This window comes from Rhodococcus sp. HNM0563 (assembly GCF_012726195.1).
Classification (GTDB): domain Bacteria; phylum Actinomycetota; class Actinomycetes; order Mycobacteriales; family Mycobacteriaceae; genus Rhodococcus.
The window spans coordinates 627,759-646,267 of sequence record NZ_JAASAF010000001.1 but is presented as its reverse complement, the minus strand read 5'-3'; the positions used below and the strand labels follow the sequence as shown (position 1 = coordinate 646,267).

At 65.9% G+C, this 18,509-nt stretch carries 16 protein-coding genes; 6 read left to right on the top strand and 10 right to left on the bottom strand.

Annotated elements, in window-relative coordinates:
• The first annotated feature begins 67 nt into the window (after window positions 1–67).
• Together HCA61_RS03095 and HCA61_RS03090 are read left to right on the top strand one after the other, a co-directional pair.
• On the top strand, window positions 68–1,198 hold the full coding sequence (locus tag HCA61_RS03095; RefSeq protein WP_206039619.1) for a VWA domain-containing protein: 1,131 nt from the start codon (window positions 68–70) through the stop codon (window positions 1,196–1,198).
• Window positions 1,199–1,280: 82 nt separating this feature from the next.
• On the top strand, window positions 1,281–2,264 hold the full coding sequence (locus HCA61_RS03090; protein ID WP_169686507.1) for an iron-siderophore ABC transporter substrate-binding protein: 984 nt from the start codon (window positions 1,281–1,283) through the stop codon (window positions 2,262–2,264).
• 12 nt (window positions 2,265–2,276) lie between these two features.
• Here HCA61_RS03090 and HCA61_RS03085 read toward each other — a convergent pair whose 3' ends face one another.
• The 5 genes from HCA61_RS03085 to HCA61_RS03065 all read right to left on the bottom strand — a co-directional run bounded on the left by HCA61_RS03085 (window position 2,277) and on the right by HCA61_RS03065 (window position 6,832).
• The gene (locus HCA61_RS03085; RefSeq protein ID WP_169686505.1) at window positions 2,277–2,915 is read right to left on the bottom strand and encodes an MSMEG_1061 family FMN-dependent PPOX-type flavoprotein; all 639 of its coding nucleotides are present in this window, start codon (window positions 2,913–2,915) and stop codon (window positions 2,277–2,279) included.
• A 60-nt stretch (window positions 2,916–2,975) separates the two neighbouring features.
• Complete coding sequence (locus HCA61_RS03080; RefSeq protein WP_169686503.1) at window positions 2,976–3,722, bottom strand: succinate dehydrogenase/fumarate reductase iron-sulfur subunit; 747 nt, start codon at window positions 3,720–3,722, stop codon at window positions 2,976–2,978.
• A gap of 1 nt (window position 3,723) precedes the next feature.
• A complete protein-coding gene (locus HCA61_RS03075) occupies window positions 3,724–5,655 on the bottom strand; it encodes a fumarate reductase/succinate dehydrogenase flavoprotein subunit (protein ID WP_169686501.1) in 1,932 nt (643 codons plus the stop codon).
• A gap of 83 nt (window positions 5,656–5,738) precedes the next feature.
• On the bottom strand, window positions 5,739–6,548 hold the full coding sequence (locus HCA61_RS03070) for a hypothetical protein (RefSeq protein WP_169686499.1): 810 nt from the start codon (window positions 6,546–6,548) through the stop codon (window positions 5,739–5,741).
• Complete coding sequence (locus HCA61_RS03065) at window positions 6,545–6,832, bottom strand: hypothetical protein (RefSeq protein WP_169686860.1); 288 nt, start codon at window positions 6,830–6,832, stop codon at window positions 6,545–6,547. The genes HCA61_RS03070 and HCA61_RS03065 overlap by 4 nt, the downstream gene beginning before the upstream one ends.
• Before the next feature lie 118 nt (window positions 6,833–6,950).
• Here HCA61_RS03065 and HCA61_RS03060 point away from each other — a divergent pair, with 118 nt between their 5' ends.
• On the top strand, window positions 6,951–7,583 hold the full coding sequence (locus HCA61_RS03060) for a class I SAM-dependent methyltransferase (protein ID WP_169686497.1): 633 nt from the start codon (window positions 6,951–6,953) through the stop codon (window positions 7,581–7,583).
• On the opposite strand, the gene bioD is transcribed toward HCA61_RS03060, so the two are convergent.
• The 3 genes from bioD to HCA61_RS03045 form a co-directional block, all read right to left on the bottom strand.
• The gene (bioD, locus tag HCA61_RS03055) at window positions 7,490–8,275 is read right to left on the bottom strand and encodes a dethiobiotin synthase (protein ID WP_169686495.1); all 786 of its coding nucleotides are present in this window, start codon (window positions 8,273–8,275) and stop codon (window positions 7,490–7,492) included. The two genes, HCA61_RS03060 and bioD, sit on opposite strands and share 94 nt — an antisense overlap.
• On the bottom strand, window positions 8,272–9,411 hold the full coding sequence (locus HCA61_RS03050) for an 8-amino-7-oxononanoate synthase (protein ID WP_169686493.1): 1,140 nt from the start codon (window positions 9,409–9,411) through the stop codon (window positions 8,272–8,274). The genes bioD and HCA61_RS03050 overlap by 4 nt, the downstream gene beginning before the upstream one ends.
• Window positions 9,412–9,477: 66 nt before the next feature.
• The gene (locus HCA61_RS03045) at window positions 9,478–10,764 is read right to left on the bottom strand and encodes an adenosylmethionine--8-amino-7-oxononanoate transaminase (RefSeq protein WP_169686492.1); all 1,287 of its coding nucleotides are present in this window, start codon (window positions 10,762–10,764) and stop codon (window positions 9,478–9,480) included.
• 139 nt (window positions 10,765–10,903) lie between these two features.
• On the opposite strand from HCA61_RS03045, the gene HCA61_RS03040 reads away from it, so the two are divergent.
• Genes HCA61_RS03040 through treY form a run of 3 tightly spaced genes read left to right on the top strand, consistent with a single transcriptional unit; the run spans window position 10,904 to window position 17,735 of the window.
• Complete coding sequence (locus HCA61_RS03040) at window positions 10,904–12,979, top strand: acyltransferase family protein (RefSeq protein ID WP_169686490.1); 2,076 nt, start codon at window positions 10,904–10,906, stop codon at window positions 12,977–12,979.
• A 53-nt stretch (window positions 12,980–13,032) separates the two neighbouring features.
• On the top strand, window positions 13,033–15,318 hold the full coding sequence (gene glgX / locus HCA61_RS03035) for a glycogen debranching protein GlgX (RefSeq protein ID WP_169686488.1): 2,286 nt from the start codon (window positions 13,033–13,035) through the stop codon (window positions 15,316–15,318).
• On the top strand, window positions 15,315–17,735 hold the full coding sequence (gene treY, locus HCA61_RS03030) for a malto-oligosyltrehalose synthase (RefSeq protein ID WP_169686486.1): 2,421 nt from the start codon (window positions 15,315–15,317) through the stop codon (window positions 17,733–17,735). Before glgX ends, treY begins: the two co-directional genes overlap by 4 nt.
• Here treY and HCA61_RS03025 read toward each other — a convergent pair.
• Window positions 17,732–18,235: a DUF2029 domain-containing protein gene (locus tag HCA61_RS03025; protein ID WP_169686484.1), complete on the bottom strand. Its 504-nt coding sequence runs from the start codon at window positions 18,233–18,235 to the stop codon at window positions 17,732–17,734. The two genes, treY and HCA61_RS03025, sit on opposite strands and share 4 nt — an antisense overlap.
• Window positions 18,235–18,453 carry a helix-turn-helix transcriptional regulator gene (locus HCA61_RS03020; protein WP_169686482.1) on the bottom strand — a complete coding sequence of 73 codons (219 nt, stop codon included), beginning with the start codon at window positions 18,451–18,453 and terminating at the stop codon, window positions 18,235–18,237. The genes HCA61_RS03025 and HCA61_RS03020 overlap by 1 nt, the downstream gene beginning before the upstream one ends.
• Window positions 18,454–18,509: the final 56 nt, after the last annotated feature.

Here is an 18,509-nt window from a genome sequence, read left to right as displayed (position 1 = left end):
GGTCGATGCAGTGATACCGGAGAGTTCCGCGCCCCCGGTCGAGGTAGGAACAGCAGACCAGGAGCGGATGCGCCGATGGCGGCTGCTGCTCGGCGGGGCCGCGCAAGAATCGACGTGTGCCCTCGAATCCTCGAGCGATGCCGCGATGGACGGCGCCCTCGCCGCGCTCTACGACCGTCGCGACTCCGCCGACGGAAGTGGTCCACGGAGTGCGGGTCTCGGTTCGTCGGCACCGCGGGTGGCGCGGTGGCTCGGCGATATCCGCACCTACTTCCCGACCTCGGTGGTGCAGGTGATGCAGCGCGACGCGATGGATCGGCTCGGTTTGACCCAGCTGCTCCTCGAACCCGAGATGCTCGATGCCGTCGAACCGGACGTTCATCTCGTCGGAACCCTGCTCAGCCTGAATCGGGTGATGCCCGAGACCACCAAGGCAACCGCGCGATCGGTGGTCGAGAAGGTGGTCCGCGCGATCGAAGAACGTATCGCCCAGAACACCCGTACGGCAGTGACAGGCGCACTGAATCGCTCCGCGCGCACGACGAACCCGAAACTGCGGGACATCGACTGGAACCGCACGATTCGCGCGAATCTCGCTCACTATCTGCCGGAGCACCGAACGGTGGTCCCGGAGCGTCTCGTCGGCTACGGACGACGATCGCAGGCGGTACAACGCGATGTGGTGCTGGCAATCGACCAATCGGGGTCGATGGCGTCGAGCGTGGTGTATGCGTCCGTGTTCGGTGCGGTGCTCGCGTCGATGCGGGCGCTCCGGACATCGATGGTCGTATTCGATACCGCCGTGGTGGATCTGACCGACAAGCTGGCCGACCCGGTCGATGTGCTGTTCGGAACCCAGCTCGGCGGCGGTACCGACATCAATCGGGCAATCGCGTACAGCCAATCACTGATCACACGCCCCACCGAGTCGATGTTCGTGCTCATCTCCGACCTGTACGAAGGTGGTATCCGCGCGGAGATGCTCACACGGATGGCGGCGATGAAGGACGCGGGTGTCCAGGTGGTGGTGCTGCTCGCGTTGTCCGACGACGGTGCTCCGTCGTTCGACCGCGACAACGCGATGGCGCTGGCCGGACTCGGGATTCCGGCGTTCGCGTGCACACCGGACAAGTTCCCGGAGCTGTTGGCTCTGGCACTCGAACGCGGCGACATCGGCAGGTGGTCGCAGTCTCTCTGACCACACCCGACGACACCGGTCGCAGAGTTAGGATGTCCTGACCTGGCTGACTCCGGCTTCGGTCGACGGAACGAGGACACCTGTGAAACTTCGAAGTGCGGCCTTCATCGCCGCCGCGACCCTGGTCGTGGCCGGCTGCAGTTCTGGCAGCGACGAGCCCTCCGGCGGCACCGGAACAACCGGGGACGGCGCCTTCCCCGCCACCGTCGACACGATGTTCGGTGAGGTGACCGTCGAGTCCGCACCCGAGCGGTTGGCTGCGCTCGGGTGGGGCGACGCGGAGACCGCGCTCGCCCTCGGTGTGCAACCGGTGGCTGCGAGCGACTGGCTCGCATTCGGGGGCGACGGCGTCGGTCCCTGGGCCGACGGGCTGTACACCGAGTCACCGGAGATCATCGGCACCATGGAGCCGTCGTTCGAGCAGATCGCCGCGCTCGCGCCGGATCTGATTCTCGACACAGCCAGCTCCGGCGAGCAGCAGCGCTACGACACGCTCTCCCAGATCGCCACGACGGTCGGTCCGCCGGAAGGCGCCACGGCGTACCTGACACCGCGCGACGACCAGATCACGATGGTCGCGACCGCACTCGGTGTCCCCGACAAGGGCGACGAGGTGGTGAGCGACATCGACGCGCAATTCACGCAGGCCGCCGCCGCTCACCCGCAGTTCGCGGGCAAGACGGTCACGGTCGCGTCGTACACCGCCGACGGTTGGGGCGCTTACGTCTCCCGCGACGCACGTGTGCAGTTCATGCAGGATCTCGGGTTCGTGAACAATCCGGAGGTGGAGGCCACCGCAACCGAGGACTTCTTCATTCCGATCTCGGATGAGAACCTGGGCATGCTCGACGCCGATCTGCTCGTCGTGATGCCGATCTACGTCGATTCCGCCGAGGTGACCGACAATCCACTGTTTCAGCAGATTCCCGCGGTGAGCGACGGGCGAGCACTCGTCCTCGACAGCGGCTCCGACGTCGCCAACGCCATATCGCTGAACTCGGCGCTGTCGATCCCGTTCGCCCTCGAGGAACTCCTGCCGCAGATTTCGGAGCACGTCCCCGCCTGACGCGGGCAGGCGTCAGTACAAGAACTCGCGGTACGACTCCTGGCGAGCCGGTTCGAGTTGGGAGACGTCGAGGTTGTGCTGCTGCGCGACCATGTCGCGGATCGCTGGGACGGAGTCCTGAGCGGGCCACGTCGACGGTGCCCACAACTTTGCGCGCAGCAGCGCCCGCGCACAGTGAAGGTAGGCCTCGTCGACACGCACGATCACCGCGAGCTGGGCCGGTTTGCCGGACATCGCCAGTTCGGCGAGGAGTTCCGGATCAGTGGACAGCGTCGCCGTACCGTTGACGCGCACAACCTCTTCGTTGCCCGGCACGATGAACAGAATTCCGACGTGGGGATTCTCGAGTATGTTTCTGTACGAGTCTGCGCGACGGTTTCCGGGGCGATCCGGCAGGATCAGAGTCTTCTCGTCAGGGAAGAGCACCGTGCTGACCAGGTCGCCGCGTGGTGAGCAATCGCAGTTGCCTGCCGCATCGGATGTTGCGAGAACGAAGAACCGTGCCTGCGCAATGAATTCGCGCATCAACGGCGTCGTGAACGGCGTCGTCTTCTCTTTCATCGCCGGGAACGGTTCGCCGACCGCTGCCTCGAGTTGTTCGACCGTGTCGATCCTCTCGCGGACGAGATCATCGATCCTGCTTGCCTCCACAGGCGCCACCTCCGCCCCGGACGATACCCAACGGTCCGGTGGGCGCAGCGCCCAGCACTGTCAGCGGCGGAAGAGTTTGTTGCCCAACCACACGATCGGATCGTAGCGGCGACCCGCAACGCGTTCCTTCATCGGGATGATGGCGTTGTCGGTGATGTGGATGTTCTCCGGACACACCTCGGTGCAGCACTTCGTGATATTGCACAGCCCGAGCCCGTCCTCGTCCTGTGCGGTATCCCGGCGGTCGGCCACATCGAGCGGATGCATCTCGAGTTCAGCGAGTCGGATGAAGAAGCGCGGGCCCGCGAATGCTTCCTTGTTCTCTTCGTGGTCACGCACGACATGGCACACGTTCTGGCACAGGAAACACTCGATGCATTTGCGAAACTCCTGGGACCGCTGCACATCGATCTGCTGCATTCGATAGTCCCCCGGTGCCAGATCCGCCGGAGGGGTGAACGAGGGAATCTGCCTGGCTTTGGCGTAGTTGAACGACACGTCGGTCACGAGGTCACGGATGATCGGGAAGGTGCGCATCGGGGTCACGGTCACCGTCTCGCCCGGATCGAACACCGACATGCGGGTCATGCATGTGAGCCGAGGGCGCCCGTTGACCTCCGCCGAACATGATCCGCACTTACCGGCCTTGCAGTTCCACCGCACCGCGAGGTCCGGGGTCTGTGTGGCTTGGAGTCGGTGCAGGATATCGAGCACGACCTCGCCGTCGTTCACCTCGACGGTGTAGTCCTGCAGGTCTCCGCCGTCGGCATCTCCGCGCCATATCCGGAACGCCGCTTCATAACCCATGTCAGCCCTTCCGTCCCGGATGGTCCGCGAGTTCCTCGTCGGTGTAGTACTTGCCGAGTTCGTCGATGTCGAACAGTTCGAGCAGATCCGGGCGCATCGGCTCCTGCCGATGCGCGGTCACCGACACATCGGGAATCACGGGATCGCCACCGCTCACACGGCACACCAGGAGCGTGCGACGCCACTGCGGGTCCATCGACGGATGGTCGTCGCGGGTGTGGCCGCCTCGACTTTCGGTGCGCTGCAAGGCCGATTCGGCCACACATTCGCACACCAGCAGCATGTTGCGCAGGTCCACCGCGAGGTGCCAGCCGGGATTGAACTGCCGGTGTCCCTCCACCGCGACCTGGCGAATCCGAGCGCGCAGCCTCTGCAGTTCGTCCAGCGCGCGCTCGATCTCGTCGGCGCGACGGATGATCCCCACCAGGTCGTGCATCGACTGCTGTAGTTCGGTATGCAAGGTGTACGGGTTCTCCACCCGGCCGGATCCCTCGCCGCCGGCATCGGCCGCGTCGAACGGGGACAACGCGACTCTCGCGGCAATCTCGACATCGGCGTCAGTGACGACCGGACGCGCATTCAGCCCCAGTACGTAGTCGGCGGCACCGAGACCCGCCCGCCGACCGAACACCAGCAGATCCGACAGCGAATTCCCGCCGAGCCGGTTCGAACCGTGCATTCCTCCGGAACATTCGCCGGCTGCGAACAAACCCGGCACCGATGCGGCACCGGTATCGGGATCGACCTCGATCCCACCCATGACGTAGTGGCAGGTGGGTCCGACCTCCATCGCCTCGGCGGTGATGTCGACGTCGGCGAGTTCTTTGAACTGGTGGTGCATCGATGGCAGTCGCCGCATGATCTCGGCCGCGGGCATCCGGGATGCAATGTCGAGGAACACACCGCCGTGGGGTGTCCCCCGGCCTTGTTTGACCTCGGAGTTGATCGCGCGGGCCACCTCGTCACGTGGCAGCAGGTCGGGTGTGCGGCGATTGTTCTCCTGGTCGTCGTACCAGCGGTCTGCTTCCTCCTCCGTCTCGGCGTATTGGCCTTTGAACACCGGTGGGACGTAGGAGAACATGAACCGGTCGCCGTCGGTGTTCTTCAGGACCCCGCCGTCGCCGCGAACCCCTTCGGTGACGAGGATGCCCTTGACGCTGGGCGGCCAGATCATTCCGGTGGGATGGAACTGGACGAACTCCATGTTGATCAGTGCCGCGCCCGCCCGAAGCGCGAGGGCGTGCCCGTCTCCGGTGTACTCCCACGAGTTCGACGTCACTTTCCAGGACTTCCCGATACCGCCGGTTGCCACGACGACAGCGGGAGCCTCGAACAGCACGAACCGGCCGGTCTCGCGCCAATATCCGAATGCCCCGGCGATCCGGCCCTCGGAATCCTTCAGCAGTTCGGTGATAGTGCACTCGGCGTAGACCTTCACCCGTGCCTCGTAATCGCCGTGCTCGGCGTGGTCCTCCTGCTGCAGCGACACGATCTTCTGTTGCATCGTGCGGATCAGTTCCAGACCTGTTCGGTCACCGACATGCGCGAGACGCGGGTAGGTGTGGCCGCCGAAGTTGCGTTGGCTGATGCGCCCGTCGGGCGTGCGGTCGAACAACGCGCCATAGGTTTCGAGTTCCCACACTCGGTCGGGAGCTTCTCGTGCGTGCAATTCTGCCATTCGCCAGTTGTTGAGGAACTTACCGCCGCGCATGGTGTCCTGGAAATGCACCTGCCACGAATCGTGGGGGTTGGCGTTGCCCATCGCGGCAGCGCACCCGCCCTCGGCCATGACGGTGTGGGCCTTGCCGAACAGCGACTTGCACACCACGGCGACGGAAAGCCCCCGCTGGCGGGCCTCGATGACCGCACGCAGGCCCGCCCCACCGGCCCCGATCACCACCACGTCGACCCTGTGCCGCTCGACTTCCACCATCCGTGCCCTCCCCTGTGTCGTTGCGATGCGTGTCGTTGCGATGCGTGTCGTTGCGATGCGTGTCGTGCGTGCCCGACGAGTCGTCAGCCGACGAACCGAAGGTCCGAGATGGTGCCACTGGCTACGAGCATGATGTAGAAGTCCGTGATCATCAGCGTGCCCAACGTGATCCACGCGAACTGCATGTGGCGGGTGTTGAGTTTCGATACGAATGTCCAGATACGGTATCGCACAGGATGTTTCGAGAAATGTTTGAGACGCCCTCCGGTGACGTGCCGACATGAGTGGCACGAGACGGTGTACCCCCAGAGGAGGATCACGTTGATCAGCAGGATCACATTGCCGAGGCCGAACCCGAATCCGCTCGGGCTCCGGAACGCTACGACCATGTCGTACGTGTTGATCAGCGAGACGACGACGCCCGCGTAGAAGAAATAGCGATGCGCATTCTGCAGGATCAGCGGCAGTCGGGTCTCCCCCGTGTAGCGGGCGTGCGGTTCGGCCACTGCGCACGCGGCGGGTGCCAGCCAGAACGAGCGGTAGTAGGCCTTGCGGTAGTAGTAACAGGTCAACCGGAATCCGAGCAGGAACGGCAGCGACAGGAACGCGAGAGGTATCCACATCGGGAGCTCGCCGACCCAGGTGCCGAAATGCCGGGCACCTTCGACGCACGAGTCACTCACGCACGGCGAGTAGAACGGCGTGAGGTAGTGGTAGTCCTCGACGTAATAGGCAGACCGGACGAACGAGCGGATCGTGGCGTAGACGACGAAGACGAGAAGTCCTAGGGCCGTCAGCAGCGGGGATTTCCACCAGCGATCGGTGCGCAGCGTCCGGGCCGCGATCCGCGCGCGGGTCGCGGACCGCACACCGGTCGCCGCGGGGGCGCTCACCGATCTCCGTGTAGACCGCCGAGGCCCTCGTCGTCGACATCCACGCCACGGAACAACGAGTCGTCGTACGGCTCGTTGGGAACCGGGATGCGCTCACCCGAATACACGCGTGCCTCCGCCGGAGGGCGCTCGGCGAGGTCGTGCGCGTCGATATGGAGGCGTTCGAGATCGTTCGCCAGCCGCTGCACAGCGGTAGCGTCGCCGTAGCGCGAACGCAAGGATCCGACGCAGTGACGCAGATGACCGATGGTCCGTTGCAGTTCTTGCATTTCGGTGGACATCAGTACCTCCGAACCCAGCGGTCGGCACGTCGACGCCGGCCGACACGATGTGACACCATTCACAGTACGATAGATCCGCTGTCACCGAGCGTGGTTTCGCGCCACCGAATGGAGGACATCCGTGGCTCGACCCGACAACGCCCGCATCGCCGAGGTCTTCGATGCGACAGCACCGCAATACGACAGGCAGATCCGATTCTCGGAGCGACGGCTACTCGGAGATCCACGCCGGTGGGCCATCGGGCACGCGTCGGGTCGCGTCCTCGAGATCGCAGTCGGCACCGGGCTGAATCTTCCGCTGTACGGACCCGACGTGACTGCGGTGACCGGGATCGACCTGTCCGCGGGCATGCTCGCGCACGCACAGCAGCGCATCACCGAGCACCGGCTCACGCACTGCGAGGTACGACGCGGGGACGTCCAGGCGTTGGATCTCGCGGACGAATCCGTCGACACCGTCGTCTCGACCCTGTCCTATTGCACGATCCCCGATCCCGCAGCGGCCAGCGCCGAGGCCATGCGGGTACTCGTACCCGGAGGGCGGTTCGTGCTCGTCGAGCACGGCCCCTCGACCAATCGGGTCCTGACCTGGTTAATGCGCACGATCGAGCCCCTGACCCTGAGGTTCATGGCCGATCATCTGGTGCGAGACCCCGTTCCTTACCTCGAGGACACAGGCTTCGTGATCGACAGCGTCGATCGAACCGGACTGGGCGGCAATTGTTTCCGGGTACTCGCGCACAAGCCGGAATGAACCGGGCCGGGAGTCCGGGGTTCGAGATCCGGCAACCATGTCGTGGCGCCGGCGAGGAACTCGTCCGGCGCGAGTGCACCGCTACCTTCCGGGATGCGGCCGAGCACCGGGACGCCCGCGACATCGGGGAGGTCGTCGAGGTTGCAGCGTTCGGCGAGATCCGGTGCATCCGGCCACGATCCGACGATCACACCGGCGCAGTCCACCGCTGCCGCACGCAATGCGGCAGCGGTGAGCGCGGTGTGATTGAGGGTGCCGAGGCCGGGCGCCGCCACGATCACAACGGGCGCGTTCAACGCGGCTGCGACGTCCGCGAGAGTGAATCCGTCGGCGCCGAGTCGCACGAGCACTCCCCCAGCGCCTTCGACGAGGGTGAGGTCGTGGGTCGCGTCGAGTTCCCTGATCGCCTGGACGACCTCGGCGAGGGCGAGGAGCGGGCGACCGCTTCGGCGCGCGGCGGTGTCGGGCGCGAGTGGTTCCGGGTAGCGGGCGAGTTCGAGAGCGTCGATGCGCGATCCGGTGAGCCGTTCGATCTCGTGCAGATCTCCGGGTTCTCCGTCTGCCACGCCGGTCTGCGCGGGTTTACACACCGCCACCGTCTTTCCCGACGACAGCGCGAGCGCCGCCAGCGCGGCGGTCGCCACGGTCTTCCCGACATCGGTCGAGGTACCCGTGACGCACAACGCGCTCACGAATGCACTCCTGCCAGTACGTCGGTGAGGACACGGTCGATCAACTCGAGGTCTGCGGCGGTGAGGTCGGCGCGGGCGGTCAATCGCAGCCGCGACGTTCCGGCAGGCACCGACGGCGGGCGGAAGCAGCCGACGTGCAGACCACGCTCGCGGCACTCACGGGCTGCTCCGACCGCGACGTGGGGGTCGCCGAGGATCACCGATACGACCGCCGATTCGGGGGTCGCCGCTGCCGTGGTAGCAGCGAGGTGGCGTGCCCGGTCGAGAACCGCACCCGCACGTCCGGGCTCGGCGCGGAGCACTTTCAACGCACCCCGCGAGGCGCCGACGGCGGCGGGCGCAAGTCCGGTGTCGAAGATGAAGGTGCGGGCAGTGTCGATGAGGTGTTCCCGCACGCGGGCATCGGCGAGCACGATGCCGCCCTGTGATGCGAGGGACTTCGACAGTGTGGCCGTGACGATCACGTCCGGCTCGCCGGCGAGACCCACTTCGTGGACGAGTCCGCGGCCCCCTGCGCCACGAACTCCGACACCGTGGGCCTCGTCGACGAGCAGCATCGCGCCCTGTTCGCGGCACACCTTGTGCAATGCGAGCAGCGGTGCGAGATCTCCTTCTGCACTGAACACCGAGTCGGTGAGGACGAGGGCGCGGGGTTCGGTGCGCGCGGCGAGGGCGGCCGCCACCGCGTCGACGTCGTTGTGCGGAGTCACGTGGATGCGCGAACGCGACAGCCGGCACGCATCGACGAGGGAGGCGTGGCATCCGGCGTCGGACACGACGAGGGCGTCGCGTCCCGCGAGCGCCGTGACCGCACCGAGATTGGCAGCGTAGCCGCTGGAGAACACCAGCCCGGTCTCGGCACCGACGAACTCCGCGAGTTCACGTTCGAGCAGTTCGTGCTCAGCCGTGGTTCCGGTGACCAGCCTCGACCCGGTGGCGCCGCCACCCCAACGACGGAGCGAGGCAGTGGCGCCCGCGAGCACTTCGGGATGGCGGACGAGTCCGAGATAGTCGTTGGAGGCGAGATCGACGACCGGCGCCGATGGGGTGCGTGGAATCAGGTCTCGGTGCAGTCCTGCGCGGCGCCGAGCGTCGGCGGCGGTGTCGAGCCATGCGAGCGCAGGGAATGCAGTCATGCTCAGCACCATACTTGAACACCGTTCAAGTCGTCGAGCGGAGACCGTGCGGCGTCCGGCGCGGGCTCAGCGCCCACTCCGGGCCGCCGCGAGCATGCCCTCGCAGATCCGGGCCACGTCGTCGGCGGTGCATACGTACGGCGGCATGGCGTAGACGAGGTTGCGGAACGGCCGGAGCCACACTCCGGCGCCGACCGCCGCATCGGTCGCAGCACGCATGTCGACGGGCTCCGCGAGCTCCAGGACACCGATCCCCCCGAGGACCCGAACATCGACGACCCCGGGGATGTCCCGAGCCGGCGCGAGTCCGGCTTCCAGTCCCGAGGTTAGCGCGGCGACCTCGGCGCGCCAGTCTCGTGAGAGCAACAGTTCGGTGGATGCGACCGCCACGGCGCACGCGAGTGGATTACCCATGAAGGTCGGGCCGTGCATCACGCCGCCGCCTTCGCCGGCACTGATCGCCTCGGCAATGTCCGACGTGCACAGGACCGCAGCGAGGGTCAGATACCCGCCGGTGAGCGCCTTACCGACGCACAGGATGTCCGGCGACACACCCGCGTGGTCTGCAGCGAACAGCTCTCCGGTGCGACCGAACCCGGTGGCGATCTCGTCGAAGATGAGCAGCAGTCCGTGTTCGTCGCACATGCGGCGCAGTTCGCGCAGGTAGGCGGGATCGTGGAAGCGCATGCCACCGGCCCCCTGCACGACCGGTTCGACGATCACTGCGGCGAGTTCGTCGGTGTGCTCGGTGAGGATCGATTCGAAGGTCTCGACGTAGGCGGCGTCGAACTCGGCCGGTGGCGCGGGGGCGAACACCTGCTGCGCGAGCACGTCCGTCCACATCGAATGCATGCCGCCTTCGGGGTCGCACACGCTCATCGGCGCGAATGTGTCGCCGTGGTAGCCGCCGCGCCATGTGAGCAGACGGTGCCGCGCGGGTGCCCCGACTGCACGCTGATACTGCAACGCGATCTTGATTGCGACCTCGACCGACACGGAGCCCGAGTCGGCGAGGAACACCTTGTCGAGTCCGTCCGGCGTGATCTCCACCAGCAGTTCGGCCAGACGTGCCGCGGGCGCGTGCGTCAGCCCACCGAACATGACGTGACTCATCTTGGACAGCTGCTCGGTGACAGCGCGGTCGAGCACCGGGTGCCGGTATCCGTGCACCGTCGCCCACCATGAGCTCATTCCATCGACGAGCTCACGCCCGTCGGCCAGGACGAGCCGCGCGCCATGCGCTTGGTCGACCACGAGCGGTTCGGTCGACGGCGGAAACGCACCGTAGGGATGCCAGAGGTGCGCTGCGTCGAGAGACGAGATACGGGCAGCGGAAGAGGTGGTGGATGACACCCGCCCGACTCTAAGCGGTTGGTGATCACGAAGTCGCACCCCGTAGTCTGCCTAGGTTCGTGTGAAGGTTGCTCACAAGAACAGCTCGACGGATGACTCGGCCGCCGAGCCCGCACGCACCAGGGGTACTACCAGCGCCATGTCCGTCCATACGTCGCATTCAGCCGTGAGCATCAGTGCCGCCCCAGCATCTGCTCGCCCCGGCTACCGCGCCGATCTCGACGGTGTCCGCGGACTCGCAATCGCCCTGGTGGTGGTCTTCCACGTCTGGTTCGGACGCGTATCCGGCGGCGTCGATGTCTTCCTCGCGCTGTCCGGCTTCTTCTTCGTCGGCTCCTTGCTCCGGGTCGCGGAGTCGGGCGCACCGCTCGATCCGAGGCCCGTGTTGCGACGAGTCGGGCGTCGGCTACTCGCACCGCTCGTTCTCGTCCTGGCGGGCACCACACTCGCCGCACTGATCCTGCTCCCGTTCCCCCAGTGGAACCGGGTCGCAGAACAGACACGCGCGTCGTTGCTGTTCGTACAGAACTGGGAACTGGCGCGCACCGCAAGCGACTATCTCGCTGCCGATCCCATGGTCAGCCCCCTGCAACACCTGTGGTCGATCTCGGTGCAGGGGCAGTTCTATCTCGCGGCATTGATAGTGGTCTTCACCTCGGCGTGGTTACTGCGGCGGGCACGGATTCCTGTCCGCGTGCCGCTGACCGTGCTCCTGTCGCTCATCACCGTGGCCTCGCTGACGTACGCGGCGTTCTCCACTGCCCCGCAATCGTGGACGTACTACGACAGCGCGGCCCGAGTGTGGGAACTGACGATCGGCGCCGTCCTGGTGTGTGTCGTGCCGTGGCTGCGGGCGCCGAAGTTCGTTCGATCCGCGTTGGGCATCGCAGGGCTTGCGATTCTCTTCGCGTGCGGATTCGCTCTCAACGGCAACGCCCACTTCCCTGGTCCGTGGGCGTTGGTGCCGGTGGGGGCCGCAATGGCGTTGGTCGTTGCGGGAGCAGTCCCCGGCGCCACGGGAGCCGACACTCCCACCTCGAGATTCCTGTCGTCGCCGCCGCTGATCCGTCTCGGAAGCATTGCGTACGCGCTGTATCTGTGGCATTGGCCCGTGCTGATCGGCTACCTGCTGGTGCGCGACCGTCCCTCGGTCGGACTCGTCGGCGGACTGGTCGTGATCGGCATCTCCCTCGTCCTCGCCGAAGCCACCACGCGGTTCATCGAGACCCCGATTCGGCGCTCGGTTCCGGGACGGTGGCGCACCACCCTGGTTGCAGGTCTCGCACTGATCGGTGTTGCGCTCGTCGCGGGCACGACCTGGTGGACCGTCCATATCGATCGCACGGTGAGTCAGTTCTCTCATTCCGCCCGCCCCGATCCCGCTCTCTATCCCGGCGCCGCAGCGATCGGACTGCCCGAGGTCGAGCATCAGCCGGTCTACCCGCCCCTGATCGTGGCCGCCGACGATCTTCCGCCCGCGACCATCGACGGCTGTATCGCGCAGCACACCAACCGTGACGCCTTGACCTGTGTCTACGGCGACCCGATGTCGACGCGTCGCATGGTGCTCGCCGGGGGTTCGCACTCCGAGCACTGGCTCGCGGCGCTCGATGAACTCGGTCGCGAGCACGGCTTCCGCCTCGACACCTACCTCAAAGTCGGTTGCCCGTTGTCCGATCCCGCAGCCGAGCTGACCGAGGATTCCCCGACCTTCGAATGCGACTCCTGGTCGGTGAAGGTGCTTGCCGAACTTGCGGCATATCCGCCCGACGTGCTGTTCACCACCTCGACCAGAACGAAGGACCCGGGTGAAGGACCGGGCGACTTCACCCCGTTCTGGTACGTGGAACTGTGGGAGACGCTCGCCGACTACGGCATCCCCGTGGTGGCGATCCGCGACAACCCGTGGCTCATCGACGACGAGGTCCAGTACAACGCGTCGGACTGTCTGGCTTCGGGGGGCACTTCCGAGTCGTGCGGCATCGACCGCGCTGCCGCGCTCGATCCGGTCGATCCGGCCCGTGCCGCCGCGGCGCACCTTCCGTCGGTGACGCTGATAGATCTGACCGATTCGTTGTGCCGACAACAAGTGTGCCGAGTCGTCGAGGGCAACGTACTCGTCTATCGCGACGACGACCATCTCACGACCACGTACGTGCGGACCTTGACGCCCGACCTGGGCCGTCAACTCGGTCCTGCGACCGGATGGTGGTGAACGAATTCGCTCCGGTGGGTGAGCCACATCTTCTGGCATTACGCTGAGCAGCCATGGCACCCAGCGACAGCAACACCACCCGGGATGCGGCGGAGCCCGTTCCGGTGTGGCCCGGCCACCCCTACCCGCTGGGAGCCACCTACGACGGCGCCGGCACCAACTTCGCCCTGTTCTCGGAGGTCGCCGAGAAGGTCGAGTTGTGTCTGATCGACCGCGATGGGACCGAGAAACGGGTCGCGCTCGACGAGGTCGACGGATACGTGTGGCACGCGTATCTCCCGACCGTTTCGCCCGGCCAGCGCTACGGCTACCGCGTGTACGGTCCGTTCGACCCCGCCGAGGGACATCGATGCGACCCGAGCAAACTACTGTTGGACCCGTACGGCAAGGCATTCGACGGCGGTTTCGACGACGACGCGTCCCTGTACTCATACACACTGCCCGGTACGGATCCCGACAGCGGGGCCACAGTTCCCGAATCCGGACCGGCACCGGAGTCCGCGGCAGAGTCAGGTTCGTCCACCCGCACCGGCGACGACCCGCAGGCGGACAGCCCGGGGAACGAACAGGATTCGAGCGACGGCCTCCCCCGGTTCGATTCGCTCGGGCACACCATGACCACCGTCGTGATCAATCCGTTCTTCGACTGGGCGTCCGATCGACATCCGCGTCGCCCCTACCATGAGACGGTCATCTACGAAGCCCATGTGAAGGGCATGACCGCCACCCACCCCGAGGTCCCGGACTACCTGCGCGGCACCTACGCCGGTCTCGCTCACCCGGCAGTCATCGAGCACCTGCTCCTACTCGGCGTCACCGCAATCGAACTGATGCCAGTGCACCAGTTCATGCACGACCAGACGCTGCGCGACCAGGGGCTCAGTAACTACTGGGGGTACAACACTTTCGGGTTCTTCGCCCCTCATGCCGCGTACTCGTCGGCCTCGAAACCGAGCGGAGTCGTCGCCGAATTCAAGGCGATGGTGCGCACCTTCCACGAAGCCGGTATCGAGGTGATCCTCGACGTCGTCTACAACCACACCGCCGAAGGCAACCATCTCGGCCCGACGATCTCGTTCCGTGGCATCGACAATGCCGCCTACTACCGGCTCGTCGAGGACGACAGAACCCACTACATGGACTACACCGGAACCGGAAACAGTCTCAACGCCCGACACCCACACACTCTCCAGCTGATCATGGACTCGCTCCGATACTGGGTCACCGAGATGCACGTCGACGGGTTCCGATTCGATCTCGCATCGACGCTCGCGCGTGAACTGCACGACGTCGACCGGTTGTCCGCATTCTTCGACCTGGTCCAACAGGATCCGGTGGTGTCGCAGGTCAAGCTCATCGCCGAGCCGTGGGACGTCGGCGAAGGTGGCTACCAGGTCGGGAACTTCCCTGGACTATGGACCGAGTGGAACGGAAAGTATCGCGACACGGTGCGCGACTATTGGCGCGGCGAGCCCGCGACACTCGGCGAGTTCGCGTCGCGGCTGACGGGCTCCTCCGATCTCTACGAGGACACCGGGAGGCGTCCGAGTGCCTCGATCAACTTCGTCACCGCGCACGACGGATTCACGCTCGCGGATCTGGTGTCCTACAACGAGAAGCACAACGACGCCAACGGCGAGGACAACCGCGACGGCGAGTCGCACAACCGCTCGTGGAACTGCGGTGTCGAGGGCCCCACCGACGACCCGGACGTCCTCGAGCTCCGCGCGCGCCAGCAACGCAACATCCTCGCAACATTGATGTTGTCGCAGGGTACTCCGATGATCGCGCATGGAGATGAGATCGGCCGCAGCCAGAACGGCAACAACAACGTGTACTGCCAGGACAACGAATTGTCCTGGATGGACTGGACACTCGCCGAGACGAACGCCGACCTGCTGGAGTTCACGCGCAACGTCATCGCGTTGCGCACGGAGCATCCGGTGTTCCGGCGTCGCAGGTTCTTCGAAGGAGGTCCGATCCGCAGCGGCGACCAATCTCGCGACATCGCATGGCTCACCCCCGCAGGCGACGAGATGACGCCCGAAGACTGGGACAGCGGATTCGGGAAGTCTCTGTCCGTCGTCCTCAACGGCGAGGGCATTCCGGAACCCGATCAGCGGGGTCAGCGGGTCGTCGACGATTCGTTCCTCCTCTGTTTCAACGCTCATGACGAACCGCTGGACTTCGTCACCCCCGACGGGCCGCACGCGCAGGAATGGACACCGACCCTCGACACCGATATTGCGGACGGCCGACGCGACCCGACCACGGTCGCGGCGGGGGAATCGGTGACCGTGCAAGCTCGTTCGGTGCTCGTGCTGAGGAAGACGGCATGAACGCCACGCCGGTGACCGCTGGTGCGGCGAACCCGGTCCCGCTGACGGCCACCTACCGCCTGCAGATGCGCCCCGACGCGTTCACCTTCGCCGACGCGGTGGATCTGGTCGACTACCTCGCCGCCCTGGGTGTCTCCCACCTGTATCTGTCGCCGGTGCTCACCGCGGCGGACGGTTCCACTCACGGATACGACGTGGTGGATCCGAGCACCGTCTCGGGCGGGCTCGGCGGACGTTCCGGACTCGTAGCACTGGCCGGCGCCGCACGGGCACGCGGCATGGGGTTGATAGTCGACATCGTCCCCAACCATGTCGGTGTCGCCGACGCACGCCAGAATCTCTGGTGGTGGGATGCTCTCCGCCACGGCAGCGAGTCCGCGTACGCGGATTTCTTCGACTTCGATACTGCAGCCGACAACGGCGCGGACGGCAAGGTCGCGCTGCCCGTTCTGGCTTCGGGCGACGACGTGCACGAGTGCACCGTCGACAGATCCGGCACGGAACCGATGCTCGCCTACTACGACAAGCGGTTTCCCATCGCACCGGGCACCGATTCCGGCACGGCGACCGAGATCCACGATCGCCAGTCGTATCGGCTGGTGCCGTGGGATTCGGGTCTGATCGGTTACCGGCGATTCTTCACCGTCAGCGACCTCGCCGCCGTCCGGGTGGAGGATCCCGCAGTCTTCGATGCCGTGCATGCCCAAGTCGCCTCGTGGATCTCGGACGATCTGATCGACGGCGTTCGTGTCGATCATCCCGACGGTCTGGCAGATCCCTCGGGCTATCTCCAGCGGCTCCGCGACCTGATCGGCCCGGACCGATGGCTCGTGATCGAAAAGATCCTCGCCGAGGGCGAACCCCTCGACGCAACACTTCCCGTGGATGGCACCACCGGCTATGACGCGCTCAACGAACTTGCCGCGGTGTTCGTCGATCCGCGGGGCGAAAGCGAGCTGAGCGCGCTCTCGCGCACATTCACCGGCGCCGACGGCGACGCGGAGTGGGTGCAGACGCAGGAGCATCTGCTGGGGCGGCAGGTACTCGAGGCCGGACTTGCGGCGGAGCTTCATCGTCTCGTGCGCACGATCCTGCGCTCGACCGGCAACACCGCGGGTACCGACACCGTACTCACCGAGACCCCGCTCACCGAGACCATGGTTCGTGACGCCGTGATCGCAGTGGTGTCGCAGGTCCCGGTGTACCGAGCCGACTACGCGCCGTTGAGCACCCTGTTGCCGCGCATCGTCGGCCGGGTGGGAGGCAGCGACACCGCGTTGGAGCCCGCTCTGGAGGTGCTGGTTCAGGCGTTGTCCACGGATCCCGAATCGGCCGCACGGTTCGGCCAGGTATGCGGCGCTGCAACGGCGAAGGCCGTGGAGGACTGCCTGTTCTATCGCGCGGCCCGCCTGATCTCCCTGCAAGAAGTAGGAGGGACGCCCGGACGCTTCGGTCTCGATCCGAGCGAGTTCCACCTCACGTGGGCCCAGCGCGCACGCTCGTGGCCGCGGACGATGACCACGTTGTCGACACACGACACCAAACGCAGTGAAGACGTCCGAGCGCGCATCGGCGTCCTGTCGCAGGTGCCGCGGCTGTGGGCCGACTGTGTCACAGAGTGGGAGACGGTGGCACCGAGCCCCGACCCGGCGATCGGAGCGTTCCTCTGGCAGACGTTGTTCGGCGTCTGGCCCGTCGACGGCGTCGTCACCGATTCATTGCGCACTCGCCTGCGTGACTACCTCCGGAAGGCGTTGCGGGAAAACGGCACCCGCACATCGTGGACCGAGGTGGATGACGACTTCGAGGGTGCGGTTCTGGCCTGGCTCGATACGGTGTGCGACGGCCCGTGTGGTGCCGGGATGTCCGAGTTCGTCGCCGGCCTGGAGCCGCATTGGTCATCGGATGCGCTGGGCCAGAAGCTTCTCCAGCTTCTCGGGCCCGGGATCCCGGACATCTACCAGGGCACCGAACTGTGGAGCGATTCGCTGGTCGACCCCGACAACCGCCGACCCGTCGACTACGTCGAACGCCGACGGCTGCTCGACGCCGGCGAGGTGCCGGCCAAGTTCGCGGTCGTGCGCGCAGCGCTGCGGTTGCGTCGCGAGAAACCCGCCAGCTTCGTCGGCGGCGCGTATGTGCCGCTGCGCGCCTGTGGTCCGGCGGCGCACCACGTGCTCGCCTACGGTCGCGGTCCGCATGCCGACGAGGTCGATGTGGTAGCGGTGGTCTCGCGACACACGGTCTCTCTCGGCGCGCAGGGATGGTCCGGTACGGTACTCGATCTACCTCCCGGAGACTGGATCGACCTGCTGACCGAGCGGACGTTCTCGGGGCGAGTACGATTCGACAACCTCTTCGCCGAGCTTCCGGTCGCTGCACTGAGCCGGGTCCGGCCGTCGGCTCCGATCGCCTAGCGGTCCGCCAGATCGCGGGCATCCTCCTCGGCCCACCGACGGCGCTGACGGTGTCGATACCACGCGATCAGGGCGACTGCCGTACCGCCGCCTACCAATCCGCCGACGACAGCCCCCGCCCACGTTGCCGGATCCTGATCGAGCGGGGTCGACAACTGTGCATAGATCCCGACGATGCCTGCGAGGTAGACGAGGCACGCCACGAACACGCGTGGTGTCCATGTCTTCGCTGTGTCATACACATCGACATCCCGAGCGCGCGCATACATGATCACCGCCATCGAGATCAGGAACCACAGTGCGAGTACTCCGATCGCAATCTGCGCACCGGCCCGCCCGGCAAGCCACGGAAGAACTGCTCCTCCGACGAGCGCAGCCCATTGAGCCAGTTGGAATCCCACTGCCGAGGCCTCGTTCCACACATCGCGTTGGCGCTCGTCGCGGTAGAACTCGTCGTCCAGGTCGCCGATGATTCGGGCAAGCTTCATGAACACGGCCATCACAACTCCTCTTCGGACAATGGGAACAACTCTTCGACAGTGGTGCCGAGACTCTCCGCCAGCCGCAATGCGAGGTAGACGCTGGGCGCGTAGTCGCCCTTCTCCGTCGACACGATGCTCTGCCTGCTGACCCCGACCTGCGCACCGAGCTCGGCCTGAGTGAGCCGCTTCTCTTTGCGAAATTCACGGACCCGGTTGTCCCTCGGCCTGTTCGCCACATGAAAAAGACAAGCATTCTTGACATAGTTTGTCAAGAATGCTTGTCTTTTCGTGG